Origin of the sequence: Streptomyces incarnatus (assembly GCF_001027185.1) — a bacterium.
Lineage (GTDB): Bacteria > Actinomycetota > Actinomycetes > Streptomycetales > Streptomycetaceae > Streptomyces > Streptomyces puniciscabiei.
In genome coordinates this window covers 2,947,396-2,964,380 of record NZ_CP011497.1, presented here as the reverse complement: position 1 = coordinate 2,964,380, position 16,985 = coordinate 2,947,396, and the positions used below count along the sequence as shown (strand labels likewise).

General features: G+C 71.4%; 16 protein-coding genes. 8 read left to right on the top strand and 8 right to left on the bottom strand.

What is annotated here, in order from left to right:
* The first annotated feature begins 325 nt into the window (after positions 1 to 325).
* From ABB07_RS13030 to ABB07_RS13015, 4 genes are read left to right on the top strand one after another with little or no spacing between them, the layout of a single operon-like run.
* Positions 326 to 1,624: an ABC transporter substrate-binding protein gene (locus ABB07_RS13030; RefSeq protein ID WP_208898872.1), complete on the top strand. Its 1,299-nt coding sequence runs from the start codon at positions 326 to 328 to the stop codon at positions 1,622 to 1,624.
* An 11-nt stretch (positions 1,625 to 1,635) separates the two neighbouring features.
* Positions 1,636 to 2,676, top strand: a complete 1,041-nt coding sequence (locus tag ABB07_RS13025; RefSeq protein ID WP_208898871.1) for a carbohydrate ABC transporter permease — start codon at positions 1,636 to 1,638, stop codon at positions 2,674 to 2,676.
* On the top strand, positions 2,673 to 3,545 hold the full coding sequence (locus ABB07_RS13020) for a carbohydrate ABC transporter permease (RefSeq protein ID WP_244189340.1): 873 nt from the start codon (positions 2,673 to 2,675) through the stop codon (positions 3,543 to 3,545). The genes ABB07_RS13025 and ABB07_RS13020 overlap by 4 nt, the downstream gene beginning before the upstream one ends.
* Before the next feature lie 24 nt (positions 3,546 to 3,569).
* A complete protein-coding gene (locus ABB07_RS13015) occupies positions 3,570 to 5,213 on the top strand; it encodes a glycoside hydrolase family 13 protein (protein ID WP_208898870.1) in 1,644 nt (547 codons plus the stop codon).
* Between the two features lie 33 nt (positions 5,214 to 5,246).
* On the opposite strand, the gene ABB07_RS13010 is transcribed toward ABB07_RS13015, so the two are convergent.
* Complete coding sequence (locus tag ABB07_RS13010; protein WP_208903413.1) at positions 5,247 to 5,996, bottom strand: response regulator transcription factor; 750 nt, start codon at positions 5,994 to 5,996, stop codon at positions 5,247 to 5,249.
* Positions 5,997 to 6,157: 161 nt separating this feature from the next.
* Complete coding sequence (locus tag ABB07_RS13005) at positions 6,158 to 7,057, bottom strand: sensor histidine kinase (protein WP_244189339.1); 900 nt, start codon at positions 7,055 to 7,057, stop codon at positions 6,158 to 6,160.
* Positions 7,058 to 7,164: 107 nt separating this feature from the next.
* Here ABB07_RS13005 and ABB07_RS13000 point away from each other — a divergent pair, with 107 nt between their 5' ends.
* On the top strand, positions 7,165 to 7,908 hold the full coding sequence (locus tag ABB07_RS13000) for an ABC transporter ATP-binding protein (protein ID WP_208898869.1): 744 nt from the start codon (positions 7,165 to 7,167) through the stop codon (positions 7,906 to 7,908).
* A complete protein-coding gene (locus ABB07_RS12995; protein WP_208898868.1) occupies positions 7,905 to 10,250 on the top strand; it encodes an ABC transporter permease in 2,346 nt (781 codons plus the stop codon). The genes ABB07_RS13000 and ABB07_RS12995 overlap by 4 nt, the downstream gene beginning before the upstream one ends.
* A gap of 172 nt (positions 10,251 to 10,422) precedes the next feature.
* Here the strand turns inward: ABB07_RS12995 and ABB07_RS12990 are convergent, their stop codons facing one another.
* The gene (locus ABB07_RS12990) at positions 10,423 to 11,274 is read right to left on the bottom strand and encodes a methyltransferase domain-containing protein (RefSeq protein ID WP_208898867.1); all 852 of its coding nucleotides are present in this window, start codon (positions 11,272 to 11,274) and stop codon (positions 10,423 to 10,425) included.
* 302 nt (positions 11,275 to 11,576) lie between these two features.
* A complete protein-coding gene (sodN, locus tag ABB07_RS12985; protein ID WP_014674929.1) occupies positions 11,577 to 11,972 on the bottom strand; it encodes a superoxide dismutase, Ni in 396 nt (131 codons plus the stop codon).
* A 145-nt stretch (positions 11,973 to 12,117) separates the two neighbouring features.
* Between sodN and sodX the strand changes: the two genes are divergently transcribed.
* Positions 12,118 to 12,552: a nickel-type superoxide dismutase maturation protease gene (gene sodX, locus ABB07_RS12980; protein WP_208903411.1), complete on the top strand. Its 435-nt coding sequence runs from the start codon at positions 12,118 to 12,120 to the stop codon at positions 12,550 to 12,552.
* Here the strand turns inward: sodX and ABB07_RS12975 are convergent.
* A complete protein-coding gene (locus tag ABB07_RS12975) occupies positions 12,456 to 13,085 on the bottom strand; it encodes a CGNR zinc finger domain-containing protein (RefSeq protein WP_208898866.1) in 630 nt (209 codons plus the stop codon). The genes sodX and ABB07_RS12975 overlap by 97 nt on opposite strands.
* A gap of 97 nt (positions 13,086 to 13,182) precedes the next feature.
* Between ABB07_RS12975 and ABB07_RS12970 the strand changes: the two genes are divergently transcribed.
* Complete coding sequence (locus ABB07_RS12970; protein WP_208898865.1) at positions 13,183 to 13,941, top strand: class I SAM-dependent methyltransferase; 759 nt, start codon at positions 13,183 to 13,185, stop codon at positions 13,939 to 13,941.
* 69 nt (positions 13,942 to 14,010) lie between these two features.
* Here ABB07_RS12970 and ABB07_RS12965 read toward each other — a convergent pair whose 3' ends face one another.
* The 3 genes from ABB07_RS12965 to ABB07_RS12955 form a co-directional block, all read right to left on the bottom strand.
* Positions 14,011 to 14,763, bottom strand: a complete 753-nt coding sequence (locus tag ABB07_RS12965; protein WP_208903410.1) for an amino acid ABC transporter ATP-binding protein — start codon at positions 14,761 to 14,763, stop codon at positions 14,011 to 14,013.
* Positions 14,764 to 14,828: 65 nt separating this feature from the next.
* Positions 14,829 to 15,794 carry an amino acid ABC transporter permease gene (locus tag ABB07_RS12960; protein WP_397996557.1) on the bottom strand — a complete coding sequence of 322 codons (966 nt, stop codon included), beginning with the start codon at positions 15,792 to 15,794 and terminating at the stop codon, positions 14,829 to 14,831.
* Between the two features lie 38 nt (positions 15,795 to 15,832).
* Positions 15,833 to 16,789, bottom strand: a complete 957-nt coding sequence (locus ABB07_RS12955; protein ID WP_208898864.1) for an ABC transporter substrate-binding protein — start codon at positions 16,787 to 16,789, stop codon at positions 15,833 to 15,835.
* Positions 16,790 to 16,985 lie beyond the last annotated feature (196 nt).

Sequence of the window (16,985 nt, the reverse complement as noted above, 5' to 3'; positions counted from 1 at the left end):
TCGCTGAGCTGGTGGCATGTGCCGGACGGTAGCACAGAAGGGCCCCATGTCGAGCCCCACCGTGACAGCGCTTTCACGGCTCCCGTGCCCTGTTCTCCTCTCATTACCCAGAAGTAACGCATTGACTTCCGGTTACCCCGCTCCTAGCGTGCAAGCGTTGTCTCGGCGGGATCAAAGCCACTCCCTCGGGGTCTACTTCACCCGCATTGACCTGCGTGTTTGATCAAGAAGCTGTCGTGACAACGCAGTCTCACCACCTCGCAGTCTCACAACACCGCAGTCTCGCAACAGAGTCGCCTTCGGTTCCGCACGACCAGGAGAGACAGTGAAGACCAGAACAGTCAGAGCCCTTCGGTGCTCGGCCGCGCTCGCCGCCGCCGGACTCCTCCTCGCCGCCTGCGGCTCGTCCGGCGACGGCGGCTCCCAAGGACAGGCCGGGACCACGTCGTTCACCGGCCGCGGCCCCATCACCTACGTGGCCGGAAAGGACACCACCGGCGCCGTACAGCCGGTCCTCGACCAGTGGAACAAGCTGCACCCGAAGGAGAAGGTCACCTTCATCCAGCTGCCCACGGACGCGGACGCGCAGCGCCAGCAGATGATCCAGAACGCGGAGACGAAGTCCGACGCCTACACGGTGCTCTCCCTCGACGTCGTGTGGACCTCGGAGTTCGCCGCCCACCAGTGGATCGACAGGCTGCCCGAGCAGAGCTTCCCGCTGGACAGGATGCTCAAGCCGGTGGTGGAGACGGCGCGGTACCGCGGCGGCCTGTACGCGGCCCCGGCCAGTTCCGACGGCGGCCTGCTGTACTACCGCACCGACCTGCTCAAGCAGGCCGGGGTCACCAAACCCCCGGCCACCTGGGCCGAGTTGAAGGCCGACTGCGCCAAGGTGGAGAAGCTGCCCGCGGCCAAGGGCATGTCCTGCTACGCGGGCCAGTTCCAGAAGTACGAAGGCCTGACGGTGAACTTCTCCGAGGCCGTGAACTCCGCGGGCGGTGTCGTCACCGACGCGAACGGCAAGCCGGACGTGGACACCCCGGCGGCGCGCGAGGGACTGGACTTCCTCGCCGGCTCGTTCAAGGACGGGACGATCCCCAAGGAGGCCATCACCTACCAGGAGGAGGACGGCCGGCAGGCGTTCCAGGCCGGCAAGCTGGTCTTCCTGCGCAACTGGCCGTACATGTACGCGCTCGCCGGCAAGAGCAAGCTGGCCGGCAAGTACGCCGTCGCGCCGCTGCCCGGCCTGAACGGGCCCGGCTCCTCCAGCCTGGGCGGCCACAACCTGGCCCTGTCCTCCTTCGCCAAGAACAAGGCGACGGCGCTGGACTTCATGAAGTTCTACAGCAGCGAGACGACCGCGAAGACCTTCCTGGAGAAGGCCTCCCTCGCCCCGCCCTACGCCGACCTGTACGACGACGCGGCACTGACCGGGCAGTACCCGTACCTTCCGGTCCTCAAGCAGTCGATCCTGCACGCCGTACCGCGCCCGCGGGTGGTGAGCTACGGCGATGTGACCTCGGCGGTCCAGCAGGAGGCGTACGCCGCCCTGACCGGCACCAAGAGCAGCGCACAGGCGCTGCAGGACCTGCAGCGGGAGCTGCAGAAGGCCACGGCGCAGTGAGGGGCGCGGTCATGACCGACACCCGGATCCCGCCCGGACCCGCCGCCCCCGGGTCCCGCCGGCCGCCCCGCACACCGGTGACGGGCCGGCGGTCCCGCACCCGCGCCACGGCCGGCACCGGGCGGCTGGCGGCCCTGCTGGTCTCCCCGACGCTCCTGGTGCTGACGATCGTCGTGCTCTACCCGACGGTCATGGCGCTGCGGGAGTCGCTGTACGGGCCGAAGGGCCTCGACCCGAAGACCGGCTTCATCCGCAGCACCGAGCCGTTCGTCGGGCTCAGGAACTACGCCGACATCCTCGGCGCCGCCGGGGACCGGTTCTGGAACGCCTTCTGGAACACCACCTTCTTCACCGTCGTCACCGTCGGCCTGGAGACGGTGATCGGCGTGACCATGGCCCTGATCATGCACCGGGCGTTCAGCGGCCGGGCCCTGGTCCGGGCCGGCATCCTCGTCCCCTGGGCGGTGCCCACGGCCATCTCCGGCCTGCTGTGGCGATGGATCTTCAACAGCGACGGCATCGCCAACGCCCTGCTCGGCCACCAGATCCTGTGGACCACCGAGGGCTTCCACGCCAAGGTCGCGGTCATCGTCGCCGAGGTGTGGAAGACCGCCCCGTTCATCGGGCTGCTGGTCCTGGCCGGACTGCAGGTGATCCCGAACGAGGTCTACGAGGCGGCGCGCCTCGACGGCGCGAGCGCGTTGCGCCGGTTCTGGCACATCACGCTGCCGCTGGTGAAGCCGGCGCTGCTGGTGGCGATGCTGTTCCGCTGCATGGACGCGCTGCGGATGTTCGACCTGCCGTACATCCTGATCGGCGCGCAGAAGAACTCGGTGGAAACGCTGTCCATGCTGGCGCAGAACGAGGCGTCCAACGTCCGCTTCGGCCCGGCCTCCGCCTACGCGGTCCTGCTCTTCCTCTACGTCTTCCTGATCGCGCTCGCCTTCGTACGGCTGCTGGGCGCCGATCTCGTCGGCGGCGCCGGCACGGGAGGCGGTCGCAGGAGCGGGCGCAGGTTCGTGTTCGCGCGCCGCGCGGAGGTGACGGCATGACGACCACGACGGCCATGACGACCAGGGCGACGACAAGGGCGGCCGCCGGGAAGTGGCGAGGCCGGCTGCTGTACGTGGGGGTCGCCGCGGTGGTGGCCTACTGCCTGGCCCCGTTCTACTGGATGCTGGTCTCCAGCCTGCGCCGCACCTCCGACATCTTCGACACCTCGCTCGTCCCGTCCCCGGTGTCGTTCGAGAACTACCGCTCGCTGTTCGGCGCCTCCCAGGGGTTCACCCGGGCGCTGCTCAACAGCCTGGTCGTGGCCGGGGTCACCACCGTGCTGGCGCTGCTGCTGGCCACGTTCACCGCCTACGCGATGGCCCGGCTGGAGTTCCGTTTCAAGCGGCTGATCCTGACCCTCATCATCGCCACCTCGATGTTCCCGGTGGTGTCGATCGTGGTCCCGCTGCTGAAGCTGTTCACGGACATCGGCTGGATCAACACCTACCAGTCCATGATCGTGCCGAGCATGTCCTTCGCGCTGCCGCTGGCGGTGTGGAACCTGACCACGTTCTTCCGGCAGATGCCGGACGAACTGGAGCACGCCGCCATGGTGGACGGCTGCACCCGCGGCCAGGCCTTCCGCAAGGTCATCATCCCGCTGGCCGCGCCGGGCATCTTCACCACCGCGATCATCACGTTCATCGCCGCCTGGAACGAGTTCCTCATCGCGCTGTCGATGACCAACCGGCCGGAGATGCAGACCGCTCCGGTCGCCATCTCCAAGTTCACCGGCGCCACGACGTACGAGACCCCGTTCGGCAGCCAGATGGCCGCGGGCGTCCTCGTCACGATCCCGCTGGTGGTCATGGTGCTGCTCTTCCAGCGCCGCATCGTCGCCGGCCTGACGGCCGGTGCCGCGAAGTAGACCCTCCCACTGCTAAGGAACAGCATGCCCGGTACCGCACCCTGGTGGCGCAGCGCCGTCATCTACCAGGTCTACATCCGCAGCTTCGCCGACGGCAACGGCGACGGCGTCGGCGACATCGCCGGCATCCGCTCCCGGCTGCCGTACCTCACGTCGCTCGGCGTGGACGCCCTGTGGATCAACCCCTGGTACAAGTCGCCGCAGGCCGACCACGGTTACGACGTGGCCGACTACCGCGCGATCGACCCGCTGTTCGGCACGGTGGCCGAGGCCGAGCAACTCATCGAGGAGGCCCACCGGCACGGGATCCGCATCATCCCCGACATGGTGCCCAACCACACCTCCGACCGGCACGCCTGGTTCCAGGCGGCCCTGGCGGCCGGACCGGGCAGCCCGGAGCGCGAGCGCTACGTCTTCCGCCCCGGCCGCGGACCCGACGGCGCCCTGCCGCCCAACGACTGGGTCTCCTCCTTCGGCGGCCCGGCCTGGACCCGGCTGCCGGACGGGGAGTGGTACCTGCACCTCTTCGCCCCCCAGCAGCCCGACCTGAACTGGCAGCACCCCGAGGTGCGCGCCGAGTTCGAGTCGATCCTGCGGTTCTGGTTCGCCCGGGGCGTGGACGGCTTCCGCATCGACGTGGCGCACGGCCTGATCAAGCACCCCGAACTGCCCGACCTGCCGCCGCGTCCGGCCGGGGCCGGGTCCGGCGGGCGCGGGCAGCACCTCGACCACCCGCACTGGGACCGCGACGAGGTGCACGACATCTACCGCGCCTGGCGGAAGGTGGCCGACGAGTTCCCCGGCGACCGGTGCTTCGTCGCCGAGGCCTGGGCGGACACCCCCGAACGGCTGGCCGCCTACGTCCGCGCGGACGGCCTGCACACCGCGTTCAACTTCGACTTCCTGATGGCCAGTTGGGACCCCAAGGACCTGCGTACGGTCATCGACGACTCCCTCGCCATGCTGGGCGCGGTCGGCGCCCCCGCCACCTGGGTGCTCTCCAACCACGACGTCATGCGCCACGCCAGCCGCTACGGCCGCAGGGCGGCCCGGCGCTGGGTGGCCAACGAGCGGTACGAGCCCGAAGGCCCCCTCGACCTCGAACTGGGCACCCGGCGCGCCCGCGCGGCCGCCCTGCTGATGCTCGCCCTGCCCGGCGGCGCCTACATCTACCAGGGCGAGGAACTCGGCCTGCCCGAGGTCGAGGACCTGCCCGATTCCGTCCTCCAGGACCCCGTCTGGGAACGCTCCGGCCACACCGACCGCGGCCGCGACGGCTGCCGGGTGCCGATCCCCTGGTCCGGGCGGACCACGCCGTACGGCTTCAGCCCCGAGGACGCATCCGCCGCGCCCTGGCTGCCGCAGCCCGCCGACTGGGCCGCGCGCACCGTCGCGGCGCAGACCGGCGACGAGACCTCCATGCTGGAGCTGTACCGCGCCGCCCTGCGGCGGCGCCGCGCGCACCCCGCCCTCGGCGACGGCACCCTCACCTGGCTGGACGCCCCGGCAGGAGTCCTCGCCTTCCGCCGCGACCCCGGCTTCGTGTGCGTGGTCAACCTCTCCGGCGAGCCGTACCCGCTGCCCGACCACACCGCGGTCCTGCTGACCAGCGAACCCGTCGAGGACGGCCGGCTGGGCCCGGACCAGGCGGCCTGGCTGGCGGTGTAGCCCCTCCCGCGCGCAGCGACAGGCGGCCGCCGGTCACCGCCGGCCGGGGGCCGCTCCGCCGGGCGCGACCGGGCGTCCGCCGGGCGTGACCGCGCGTCCGCCCGGCGTGACCAGGCCCGTCTCGTAGGCGAGGACGACGGCCTGGGCGCGGTCGCGGAGGGCGAGCTTGGCGAAGATCCGGGCGACGTGGGTCTTCACCGTGGCCTCGCTGAGCGTGAGGGACGCGGCGAGCTCGGTGTTCGACAGGCCCCGGCCCATCAGGGCCAGCACTTCGCGTTCGCGGGGGGTCAGCGCGGCCAGGTCACGGTGGAGCGCAGGCGGGGGCGCCGCGGTTGCCGCGGTGGCGGGGCGGTGCGCCGGCTGGGCCGGATCCGCCTCCTGGCCGGCCGCGTACCGCTCGACCAGACGGCGGGTGATCGAGGGAGCGAGCAGCGCGTCGCCCGTGTTCACCAGCCGTACCGCCGCGGCGAGATGGGCGGCGGTGACGTCCTTGAGCAGGAAACCGCTCGCGCCGGCTGCGAGCGCGGCGTAGACGTAGCGGTCGAGGTCGAACGTGGTGAGCATCAGGACCCGGCAGCGCGGGACCAGCCGCAGGACGCGCTTGGCGGCTTCCAGGCCGTCCAGGTCGGGCATCCGGATGTCCATCAGGACGACGTCCGGGCGCAGCCGTTCCGCTTCTGCCACTGCCTGCAGTCCGTCCGCCGCCTCACCGACGACCTCGATGCCGCGCGAGGTGAGGATCAGCCGGAACCCGGTGCGGATGAGCTCCTCGTCGTCGGCGATGAGGACGCGCGGGGCGCCGGTTTCCTGGACCGGGACAGGCGCCGGGACAGGGCGGTCCGGTACGGGGGCCGGGACAGGGCGGTCCGGTACAGGCGCCGGGACAGGGCGGTCCGGGATGCGGCCCGGCGCGGGGCCGAGGCCGGGGTCTGCGGCGGGTTCGGTCACGGGCGCTCCAGCGGGATGCGGGCACGGACACGGTACCCACCGCCGATGCGGCGCCGGGCGTCGAAGTGGCCGCCGTAGACGGCCACACGCTCACGCAGGCCGATCAGGCCGCGCCCCGCCCCCTCGTCCCGGCGCTTCCCGGCACCCGGTGCCGGACCGCTGCTCGCGCGGTCGGCGGCCGGCACGCCCGGTCCGCTGTCCAGCACCTCGACCCGCAGGCTGTGGTCGGCGTAGCGCACCGTCACGGTCGCCGTGCCGCCGTCGCCGTACTTGAGGGAGTTGGTCAGCGCCTCCTGGACGATCCGGTAGGCGGTGACGTCGATGCCGGGAGGCAGCGGGCGCGGTTCCCCGGAGATCCGCACCTCGACCGGCAGTCCGGCGAAGGCGATCCGGTCGACGAGCGTGCCCAGCTGGCGCAGGCTCGGCTGCGGAGCGAGTCCGGAGAGGTCGCCGTGCCCGCTCGGCTCGGCGGGGTCGTCGCCGTCCGGCGACGGCGCCAGCAGGCCCAGCAGATGGCGCAGTTCGGTCATCGCGTCGCGGCCGGCGCCCTCGACGGCCGCCAGCGCGGTCTCCGCCGCGTCCGGCAGGGTGGCGAGCACCTCCCGGGCGGCCGTCGCCTGGACCACCATGAGGCCGACCTTGTGGCTGACGATGTCGTGCAACTCGCGGGCGATGCGGGCACGTTCGGCCGCCACCGCGGTACGGGCCGCGGCCTCCCGCTCGCGCTCCAGCAGCCAGCGCCGGTCTTCCAGCACCTTGCGGTACCGGCGGTGGGCCCGCGCCAGCAGCACGACGGCGACCCCGGCCGACGCCAGGCCCACCGCTGCCAGGGCGATGAGGAGCGCGCCCGTCTCCGATCTCCACACGCCGACCATCGTGCCAGCCGGCGGAGTCACGGGCGTCCTCCTCGGGGGCCACCCCGTACATCGCCGGGATGACCACCGCCGCGGGATATCTCCGGGGGCTGACGCCGGGACGGACCCGGCCGCCTACCGTCCCTGCCATGACCACCGAAGACATCGGCGACCCGAACCCGGGGCCCGGCCCGGCCGCCGTACCCGGCCAGGAAGTCGTCCGGCTGAGCGGCCTGCGCAAGGAGTACGGCGACACCGTCGCCCTGGACGGCGTGTCGCTGGAGATCGCCGCCGGGGAGGCGGTGGCGGTGATGGGGCCGTCCGGCTGCGGCAAATCGACCCTGTTGAACATGATCGCCGGTCTGGACCGGCCGAGTGCCGGACAGGTGCGCGTGCACGGCGAGGACCTGGACGCGCTCAACGAGACCGGACTGGCGCTGTTCCGGCGCCGCCGGATCGGGATGATCTTCCAGTTCTTCAACCTCATCGACGACCTGCCCGCGATCGACAACGTCGCCCTGGCCGCCCAGCTCACCGGCACCCCGGCCCGCCAGGCCCGGCGCCGGGCGCTGGAGCTGCTGGACGAACTCGGCATCGCCGACCGCCGGAACGTCTACCCCGCCGCGCTCAGCGGCGGCGAGCGCCAGCGGGTGGCGGTGGCCCGCGCGCTGACGAACCGGCCCGCGCTGCTGCTCGCGGACGAGCCCACCGGCGCGCTGGACAGCCACGCGGGTGAGCAGGTGATGGACCTGCTCATCGACCTCAACGAACTCGGCCAGACCCTGCTGCTGGTGACGCACGACCCGAGGCTGGCCACGCGCTGCGCCGGCCGGCTGGTGACCATGGCGGACGGCCGGATCACCGGCGACCGGACCCTGGAGCGGACGGCGTGAGCGCGGTGTGGCGGGCCTCCCGCGCGGCCGTGCGCCGCCGCCGGCTGCAGACCGCCGTGATCGGGGCGGTGGTCCTCGTCTCCTCCGTGGCCCTGGTGGTCGCCCTCGGCCTGCTGGACGTCGCGTCCGGGCCGTTCGACCGGATCTTCGGCCAGGCGCACGGCGCCCACGTCGTCGCCACCTTCGACGCGACGAAGGTCACCCGCACCCGGCTGGCACGGACCGCGCACCGACCGGGCGTGCGGGCCTCGGCCGGGCCGTTCCCGGAAGCGGTGGTCGACCTGCCGCAGAGCGCGGTCGCCGAGCTGCCCGGGATGGGGCCGGGCCCGCTGACCGTGGTGGGCCGGGCGGACCCCGGCGGCGCGGTCGACCGGCTGGACCTGTTCGCCGGGCACTGGGCCACCGGCCCCGGCCAGCTCGTCCTGGCGCTTCCGGACGCGCCCGGGTTGGGCGACGGCCCGCACTCTCCGATCGGCAGACGGATCAGGCTGCCCGGGCTGGCACCGCTGACCGTCGTCGGACTCGCGTCCAGCGTGAGCGGCACCGCGCAGGCCTGGGTCTCCCCACGGCAGATCAACGCCCTGCATCCCACGACGTACCAGATGCTGTACCGCTTCGACCGGGCCGGCACGGCCGGGCGGATCACGGCGGACACCGCGGCGGTGAGGGCCGGCCTGCCGTCCGGCTCGCTCCTCGCCCACCAGTCGTATCTGACCCTGAAGGCGCAGGTCGCCACCGACCCCAACGCCTTCGTGCCGTTCCTCATGGCCTTCGGCGTCCTCGGCCTGCTGGTGGCCGTGCTGATCGTGGGCAACGTGGTGAGCGGCGCCGTCGTGTCCGGCTTCCGGCACATCGGGGTGCTCAAGTCCGTGGGATTCACACCGGTCCAGGTGACCGCGGTCTACCTGGTGATGGTCTGTGTCCCGGCGACGGCGGGCGCGGCGATCGGCACCGCCGTGGGCGCCGTGGTGGCACGGCCGCTGCTGCACCAGGTCTTCTACGGCGCCGACCTCGGCACGGTGACCCTCAGACCGGCGATCAGCTCCTGGGTGTACGTGACGACGGCGCTGGGCATGCCCGCGGTCGTGCTGCTGGCCGCGCTGATTCCGGCGCTGCGCGCGCACCGGCTCTCCGCCGCGCGGGCGATCAGCGCGGGCAGCGCGCCCGACGGCGGACGCCGGCCTGCGGTGCAGCGGTGGCTGAGCGGGGTGCGGCTGCCGCGCTCGGTGACGCTGGGGCTGGGCCTGCCCTTCGCCCGGCCCGGGCGGGCGCTGCTCACCGTCTGCGCCGTCCTGCTCGGGGTGGCGACGGTGACCTTCGCCACCGGCCTGTCGGCCACGATGGTCTCCTACGGCGGTGCGGTCGAGGGCACCGGCCGAACGCAGGTGGTCGTCTTCGCCGGGCAGGCCAGGTTCGGGGAGACCGTTCCGCACCAGGGCGACGCCGCGACCCAGGCCCTGTTGCGCTCGCTGCCGCATGCGGCGGACGTGTCCGGCGTGGGCTTCGCCGGGGTGCGGATGCTCGGGCAGAGCCAGGACGTGACGATTCAGGGCGCGCGCGGGGGCCGGTCCGCGCTCCAGGACGACCTGGCCAGGGGCCGGTGGGCGCGCAGGCCCGGCGAGGTGGTGGCCTCCGGCAGGTTCCTGTCCAAGTACGGCCTGCGTGTCGGTGACTCGGTCACGCTGAGCGCGGCGCACGGCCGGACGGAGCGCGTGACCCTGGTCGGGGAGGTCATGGCCGGGCCGGCGGACTGGCTGCGCGCCGACTGGCCGACGGTGACCGCCCTGGCACCGCACGCGCAGGCCAACCAGTACTGGGTGCGGCTCACCCCCGGAGCCGATGCCGGCGCCTATGTGAAGGCCGTCCGGGCAGCCGATCCCGGGCTCTACCCGAGTGAGCAGACCTCGCTCAACGCCGGGGCGGTGACCGTGATCGGCTCGGCCTCCGCGCTGACCCTGATGCTCACGACCGTCTCCGCGATGGGCGTGTTCAACACGGTCGTGCTGAGCGCCCGGGAACGGCGGCGCGACCTGGGGATGCTGAAGTCGATCGGCATGACACCACGTCAGGTGACGGTGATGCTCGTGGTGTCCATGGCCGGACTCGGCCTGGCCGGCGGAGTCCTGGGGCTGCCGGTGGGCGTCGCGGCCTACCGCCTGGTGATCCCGATGACCGAGCACAGCGCCCATCTCACCTTCCCGGCCCGGATGCTGGACGTCTGGCACCCCGCGACCCTGGCCGTGCCGGTGCTGGCCGGGGTGGCGATCGCCGGGCTCGGTGCGGTGATTCCGGCGCGTACGGCGGCCCGGCAGACCATCGCCCGGGTCCTGCGCACGGAGTGACGACCGGCTCGCACCCCGCCCTCTCCGCACCACCGGGTCACCGGGTGAGCCGTGCGGACGCCGCGCGTCAGGGGACCCGCCAGGACATGACCTCCTCGACCTGGCACCGATGGGCATGCTGTCGGCCGGCGTCCTTGGCCCCTTGTCAGCAGGCGCACGCGCCCGCTCCTGGTCACCGGGGCTGGTAGGCGGTGGCCAGCACGGAGACGGTGACCTGATCGGGCAGGAGGCCGTCCTCGCTGAGGTCTGCGCCGTTCACGTGTCGTGCGCTGGGCGTCATCGCCACCAGGTCCCTGGCATCCAGCCTGGTCAGGGTCGCGGGGTACTCCACCTGTTCGGTGACGGAGGCCTCGAAGAAGGGGTCCAGTGCCCGGCGCAGGCGCTGTTCCTTGGCCGGGTCGATCGTGACCATCGCGGGCAACCGGCCGCGCAGCTCGGCCAGGTGGCGCCCGGTGGGACGGACCACGATCAGCCGGCCGGCGGGGTGCAGCACGCGGTGGAACTCGGCCGGGTTGCGCGGGGCGAACACGTTCAGCACGACATCGGCCGCTGCGTCGGCCAGTGGGAGGGGGCGGAAGACGTCCCAGGCCACCGCGGCGGCTCGTTCGTGGGCTCGGGCGGCCGAGCGCAGCGCCCGCACCGATGTGTCCAGGCCCAGACCTCGGGCGTCAGGGAACTGGTCGAGTACGCCGGCCAGGTAGTAGCCCGTGCCGCACCCCACGTCCACCACCGTGGCCCGCTCACAGACGGCGTCGGCCGCCAGGCGGCCCACGGCCGTGCGGATGGGCGTGTAGGTGCCGGTGGACAGGAATCGGTCCCGGGCCCGGACCATCGTCGCGTCGTCGCCGCTGGTGGCGCGGGTGCCCGTGAGCAAGCCGGCGTAGCCATGGCGGGCGATGTCGAAGGTGTGGCCCACCGGGCAGCGCAGTGCGCCCCGGGCGGGGTGCAGCTGGCGCGTGCGGCACGTCGGGCAGCGCAGCAGGTCGAGGGACAGTCCGAGGGCAGGGGGAAGCGACACGGGCACGAAGCACTCCTGGCAGGGGCGAAGGGAAGAGACGCTCAGGTGGGAGCGGGCCGCGCCGGGAACGTGGTTCCCGCAGCGGGCACACCAAGGAGGGCGACGCCGACCGGCATCGCCCTCAACGCCTTCCGGTCACAGGAAGCAGCAGTGCGGGGTGCTCATGAATGCCACGTCATGAGTCTACGAGCCCCGGCGAAGCCCCTCGGGCCCCAGGGGAGTTGGGAGACATGACCTGGTGATCAGCAGTACGGCAAGGGGCCCGGCCGGAACACCCGGCCGGGCCCCTTCGCGCAGGGCAGAAAGCCTCAGGCCTTCTTGGTCTCCCAGAAGATCTTGTCGATCTGGGCGATGTAGTCCAGCGCCTTCTGGCCCGTCGCCGGGTCGGTGGACGCCTTGGCGGCCGAGAGGGCCTTCAGGGTGTCGTTGACCAGCTGGTGCAGCTCCGGGTACTTCTCGAAGTGCGGGGCCTTGAAGTAGTCGCTCCAGAGCACGGAGACGTGGTGCTTCGCGAGCTCCGCGCGCTGCTCCTTGATGACGGTGGCGCGTGCCTGGAAGTGGGGGTCGTCGTTACCGGCCATCTTCTCCTGGACGGCCTTCACCGACTCCGCCTCGATGCGGGCCTGGGCCGGGTCATACACGCCGCAGGGCAGGTCGCAGTGGGCGCTGACCTTGACCTTGGGGGCAAACAGGCGGGAAAGCATGGAGCATTCCTTCCTCGTGATCGTCTTCTCAGGTGCGACATTACTCCCTGAGGAAGGCGATTTCTCGGGTGCCCCCTAGGGCTTAGGACAAAAGTCCAGGGTCAGACTGAGACTGGTGGAGGAACGGACCGGGGAGGTGCCGGGGATGCCGGAGCTGTCGCAGGAGACCGAGCGGGGGAGGGCCGGGGCGCCCTTCGGGGTGGCGGAGGTGACCGGGCCGTCCATGGTGCCCACGCTGCGTCACGGTGACCTGCTGCTGGTGCGGTACGGCGCGTCGGTCAGGGCGGGGGACGTCGTCGTCCTGCGTCATCCGTTCCAGCAGGACCTGCTCGTCGTCAAGCGTGCCGTGGAGCGGCGCGACGGCGGCTGGTGGGTGCTCGGGGACAATCCGTACGCGGGCGGGGACAGCACCGATTACGGCGTCGTGCCGGACGAGCTCATTCTCGGGCGCGCCCGCTTCCGGTACCGGCCGCTGCCCGCCGGTCAGCGCTCGCCGCTGGCGCTGGTGCGCTGGGCGCTCTCGACGGCCAGGCCGCTGCTGCCCGACCGGTCGGCCTCCAGGCGCTTGCGGGCCCGGTAGGCGGCCACGTTCGCGCGGGTCGCGCACCGGTCGGAGCAGTAGCGCCGGGAGCGGTTGGTGGAGGTGTCCAGGTAGGCGTTGCGGCAGGGGGCGGCCTCGCACAGGCCGAGGCGGTCGACGCCGTACTCGGTGAGGTGGAAGGCCAGGCCCATCGCGGCGATCGCCGCATAGCCCGCCGTCGCGTTCGACGGGTGGTCGGCCAGGTGCATGTGCCACAGCGGGCGGCCGTCCTCGTCCCGGAAGTCGTGGCCGGAGATCTGCGGCGACACCGGGAACTCCAGCAGCAGGGAGTTCAGCAGGTCCACGGCCAGCGTCTCGTCGCCCTTGTCGGCCGCCTCGAAGACCGCGCGCAGCCGCGCCCGCACCGAGCGGAAGCGCGTGACATCGGCGTCCGTGGCGCGGCGGGCCGCCGACGCGTTGGCGCCGAACAGGTCGCGGACGGCCTCGACCGAGGTCAGCGAGTCCTTGCCCCGGGCCGGTTCCTCGCTGTTGACGAGACGGACGGCGTAATCCGAGTAATAGGCCAGTTCCACTTGTAGTCCTTACGAGGGCGCTTTATGGTCGTGTCTGCGGTCGGGTAACAGCCGGTCGTGCTTCCAGGGTATTACGCAGACAAGGGGGACGGGCTCCATGACGACGAGTACGGGCACCGACTGGGCCGCGTGGCAGGAGAGCTGGGACCGGCAGCAGGAGTGGTACATGCCGGACCGGGAGGAACGGTTCCGGATCATGCTCGACATGGTCGAGGCGCTCGTGGGCACGGCTCCACGGGTTCTCGACCTCGCCTGCGGCACCGGCAGCATCACCGCCCGGCTGCTGGCGCGCTTCCCGGCGGCCACCAGCACCGGCGTCGACCTCGACCCGGCCCTGCTCGCCATCGCCCGCGGCACCTTCGACGGCGATGACCGGGTCACCCTCGTGGAGGCCGACCTCAAGGACCCCGAGTGGCCGGCGCGGCTGCCGTACGACTCCTACGACGCCGTCCTGACCGCCACGGCCCTGCACTGGCTGCACAGCGAACCCCTCGCGGCCCTCTACGGTCAGGTCGCGGAACTGGTCCGCGACGGCGGTGTCTTCATGAACGCGGACCACATGATCGACGACAGCACGCCCCGGATCAACGCGGCCGAGCGCGCCCAGCGGCACGCCCGCATGGATCAGGCCAAGCGGGACGGTGTCCTGGACTGGGCCGAATGGTGGCAGCTCGCGGGGAAGGACCCGGCGCTCGCCGGGCCGACGGCGCGTCGTTTCGAGATCTACGGCGAGCACGCCGACGGGGACACGCCGTCGGCGGCGTGGCACGCGCGCACTCTGCTGGCGCTGGGCTTCGGCGAGGCCCGGCCGGTGTGGTGCTCGCCGTCGGACACGCTGCTGCTCGCGGTGAAGTAGCCAGGAAGCAGCCCTGAAACGGCGTGGAGGGGCGGTACGGAGTCCGTACCGCCCCTCACTGACACCCGGTCAGAGAACCTTCGACAGGAACGACTGCGTCCGCTCGTGCCGGGGGTTCGTCAGGACGTCGCGCGGATGGCCCGATTCGACCACCACGCCCTCGTCCATGAACACCAGGCTGTCGCCCACCTCGCGGGCGAAGCCCATCTCGTGCGTGACGACGACCATGGTCATGCCGGACTCGGCGAGGTCCCGCATGACGTCCAGGACGTCACCGACCAGCTCCGGGTCCAGGGCCGAGGTCGGCTCGTCGAACAGCATCAGCTTCGGGTCCATCGCCAGGGCCCGGGCGATCGCCACCCGCTGCTGCTGGCCGCCGGAGAGCTGCGAGGGGTAGTGCCCGGCCCGGTCGGCCAGGCCCACGCGCTGCAGCAGCTGCATGGCCCGCTCCCGGGCCTGCGCCTTGCTCACGCCCTTGACCTGCACCGGCGCCTCCATGACGTTCTCCACGGCCGTCATGTGCGGGAACAGGTTGAAGCGCTGGAAGACCATGCCGATGTCCCGGCGCTTGCGCGCGACCTCGCTGTCCTTCAGCTCGTACAGCTTGTCGCCCTTCTGGCGGTAGCCGACCAGCTCGCCGTCGACGTACAGCCGGCCGGCGTTGATCTTCTCCAGGTGGTTGATGCAGCGCAGGAAGGTCGACTTGCCGGAGCCGGAGGGGCCGATCAGGCAGAACACCTCGCCCGGCTGCACCTCCAGGTCGATGCCCTTGAGCACCTCGACGTGGCCGAAGGACTTGTGCACGCCCTGCGCCCTGACCATCGGGGCCGTACCCGCCGGCGGGCTGTCCTGCGGCGGCGTGTCCTGCGCCTTGCTCAGCTTGTCGGTCATGCGCTCACCGCTCCCTTCGGACGGCCCAGGGAGAACATGTTCGCCCTCACCCTCTGCCACGGGGTCGGCGGCAGCTGGCGGCTGGAGCCGCGGGCGTAGTAGCGCTCGATGTAGTACTGGCCGACGCTCAGCACCGAGGTCATGATCAGGTACCAGGCCGCGGCGAGGAAGTACATCTCCACCGGGGCGCCGGAGTTCTGGCCGATGTCCTGGGCGTAGCGGAACAGCTCGGGATACTGGACGGCCGCCACGAGCGAGGTCGTCTTCAGCATGTTGATGACCTCGTTGCCGGTCGGCGGCACGATCACCCGCATCGCCTGCGGGATGATCACCCGGCGCAGCGTCCTGCCGTGGCTCATGCCCAGCGCGTGGGCCGCCTCGGTCTGGCCCTCGTCCACCGCGAGCAGGCCCGCGCGGCAGATCTCGGCCATGTACGCCGCCTCGTTCAGACCCAGGCCGAGCAGCGCCGTCAGCAGCGGCGTCATGAAGTTCGACCAGTAGTCCTTGTAGAACGGCATCAGGTTGATGTACTCGAACACCAGGCCCAGGTTGAACCACAGGAACAGCTGGACCAGGACCGGGGTGCCGCGGAAGAACCAGATGTAGAACCAGGCGATCGACGAGGTCACCGGGTTCTTCGACAGCCGCATCACGGCGAGGACGATGCCGAGCACGATGCCGATCAGCATCGACAGGACCGTCAGCAGGAGGGTCTTGCCGACGCCGGTCATGATCCGGTGGTCGAAGAAGTACTCCGGCACCGCATGCCAGTTGATCCTGCCCTGGCTGAAGGCGTAGACGATCGCGACGAGGAGCGCGATGGCGATGAGGGCCGAAACGTACCGTCCGTAGTGCCGGACCGGGATGGCCCGGATGGCCTCGGGGCGGCCGGCCGGGGGAGCGGGGTTCGCCCCGGCGCCCTCCCCGGCGCCTTCCCCGGCCGTCTTCTCGATGTCAGTCACGCGTGTTGCCTCTCAGTGGCCGCTTCTGCTTTCGCGGGTCACTTGCCGCCGTTGACGACGGACTCCTTGACGGCGCCGTCCTGGGCGCCCCACTTCTGGAGGATCTTGGCGTACTCGCCGTTCTTGATGATCGCGTTCATCGCGGCCTGCAGCGCGTCGCGCAGCTGGGTGTCCTTCTTGGCCACGGCGATGCCGTACGGCGCCGCCTCGACCTGCTGGCCGACGATCTGGAAGTCCTTGCCGCCGCCCGAGGTCTTCACCGCGTACGCGGCGACCGGGAAGTCGGAGGAGGCCGCGTCCACACCGCCGGAGCGCAGCCGGGTCTGCGACTGCTGGTCGTCGTCGAAGGGCTCGATGGTGAGCTTCTTGCCGCTCGGACACTTCTTGGCCTCCTGCTTGGCCAGGTCCTCCGAGACGGTGCCGCGCTCCACGGCGATCTTCTTGCCGCACAGGTCCGACCAGCCGTTGATGCCCTGGGTGTCGCCCTTGCGGGTGTAGATGGAGACACCGGCGGTCAGGTAGTCGACGAAGTCGACGCCCTCGCCGACCTTCTTGCCCGTGTCCGGGTCGACGCCGTTCTGGCGGTTCTTGTTGTCGGTCATGGCCGACATGGCTATGTCGTAGCGGCCCGAGCGCAGACCGGTGAGCAGGGCGTCGAAGGTGCCGTTCTGGAACTCCAGCGTCACGCCGAGCTGCTTGCCCATCGCCGCGGCGAGGTCCGGGTCGAGGCCGACGGCCTTGCCGGAGGAGTCCTTGAACTCCACGGGGGCGTAGGCGATGTCCGAACCGACCTCGATCTTCCCCTTGTCCCGGATCTCCTTGGGGAGCTTGTCGGCGAGCGGGGCGCTGCTGACGGAGGCGCCGGAGTCCTTGCTCTTGTCCTTCGTCTGGTCACCGCAGCCGGTGAGCAGCAGGGCGCCCGCGACCGCGATCGCACCGGCCGCTGCCAGACGGGAGCGTGCGGCGGTCGTACGAGGGGTGGAGCTTGCGGTCATCGTGGTTCCTCCGGCTGATGGGAAGAGGTGCGATGGGTCAGCGAGAACACACACCTTCGGGCGTCGCGACCTCGCGGGTTTACCGCATCTTGCCATTCGGACTGCGCCGTTCAGGGGCCCGCTTATGTCAAAATCGGATAACGGGTCACCCCCGAACCGCATCAGGTCGGTACATCCTTGGTCGTTCACCACCGAA

Coding starts and splice junctions, on each gene's coding strand:
- ABB07_RS13025 (WP_208898871.1), top strand. CDS start 1,636: ATGACCGACACCCGGATCCCGCCCGGACCCGCCGCCCCCGGGTCCCGC.
- ABB07_RS13020 (WP_244189340.1), top strand. CDS start 2,673: ATGACGACCACGACGGCCATGACGACCAGGGCGACGACAAGGGCGGCC.
- ABB07_RS13015 (WP_208898870.1), top strand. CDS start 3,570: ATGCCCGGTACCGCACCCTGGTGGCGCAGCGCCGTCATCTACCAGGTC.
- ABB07_RS13000 (WP_208898869.1), top strand. CDS start 7,165: ATGACCACCGAAGACATCGGCGACCCGAACCCGGGGCCCGGCCCGGCC.
- sodN (WP_014674929.1), bottom strand. CDS start 11,972: ATGCTTTCCCGCCTGTTTGCCCCCAAGGTCAAGGTCAGCGCCCACTGC.
- sodX (WP_208903411.1), top strand. CDS start 12,118: ATGCCGGAGCTGTCGCAGGAGACCGAGCGGGGGAGGGCCGGGGCGCCC.
- ABB07_RS12970 (WP_208898865.1), top strand. CDS start 13,183: ATGACGACGAGTACGGGCACCGACTGGGCCGCGTGGCAGGAGAGCTGG.
- ABB07_RS12965 (WP_208903410.1), bottom strand. CDS start 14,763: ATGGTCAGGGCGCAGGGCGTGCACAAGTCCTTCGGCCACGTCGAGGTG.
- ABB07_RS12955 (WP_208898864.1), bottom strand. CDS start 16,789: ATGACCGCAAGCTCCACCCCTCGTACGACCGCCGCACGCTCCCGTCTG.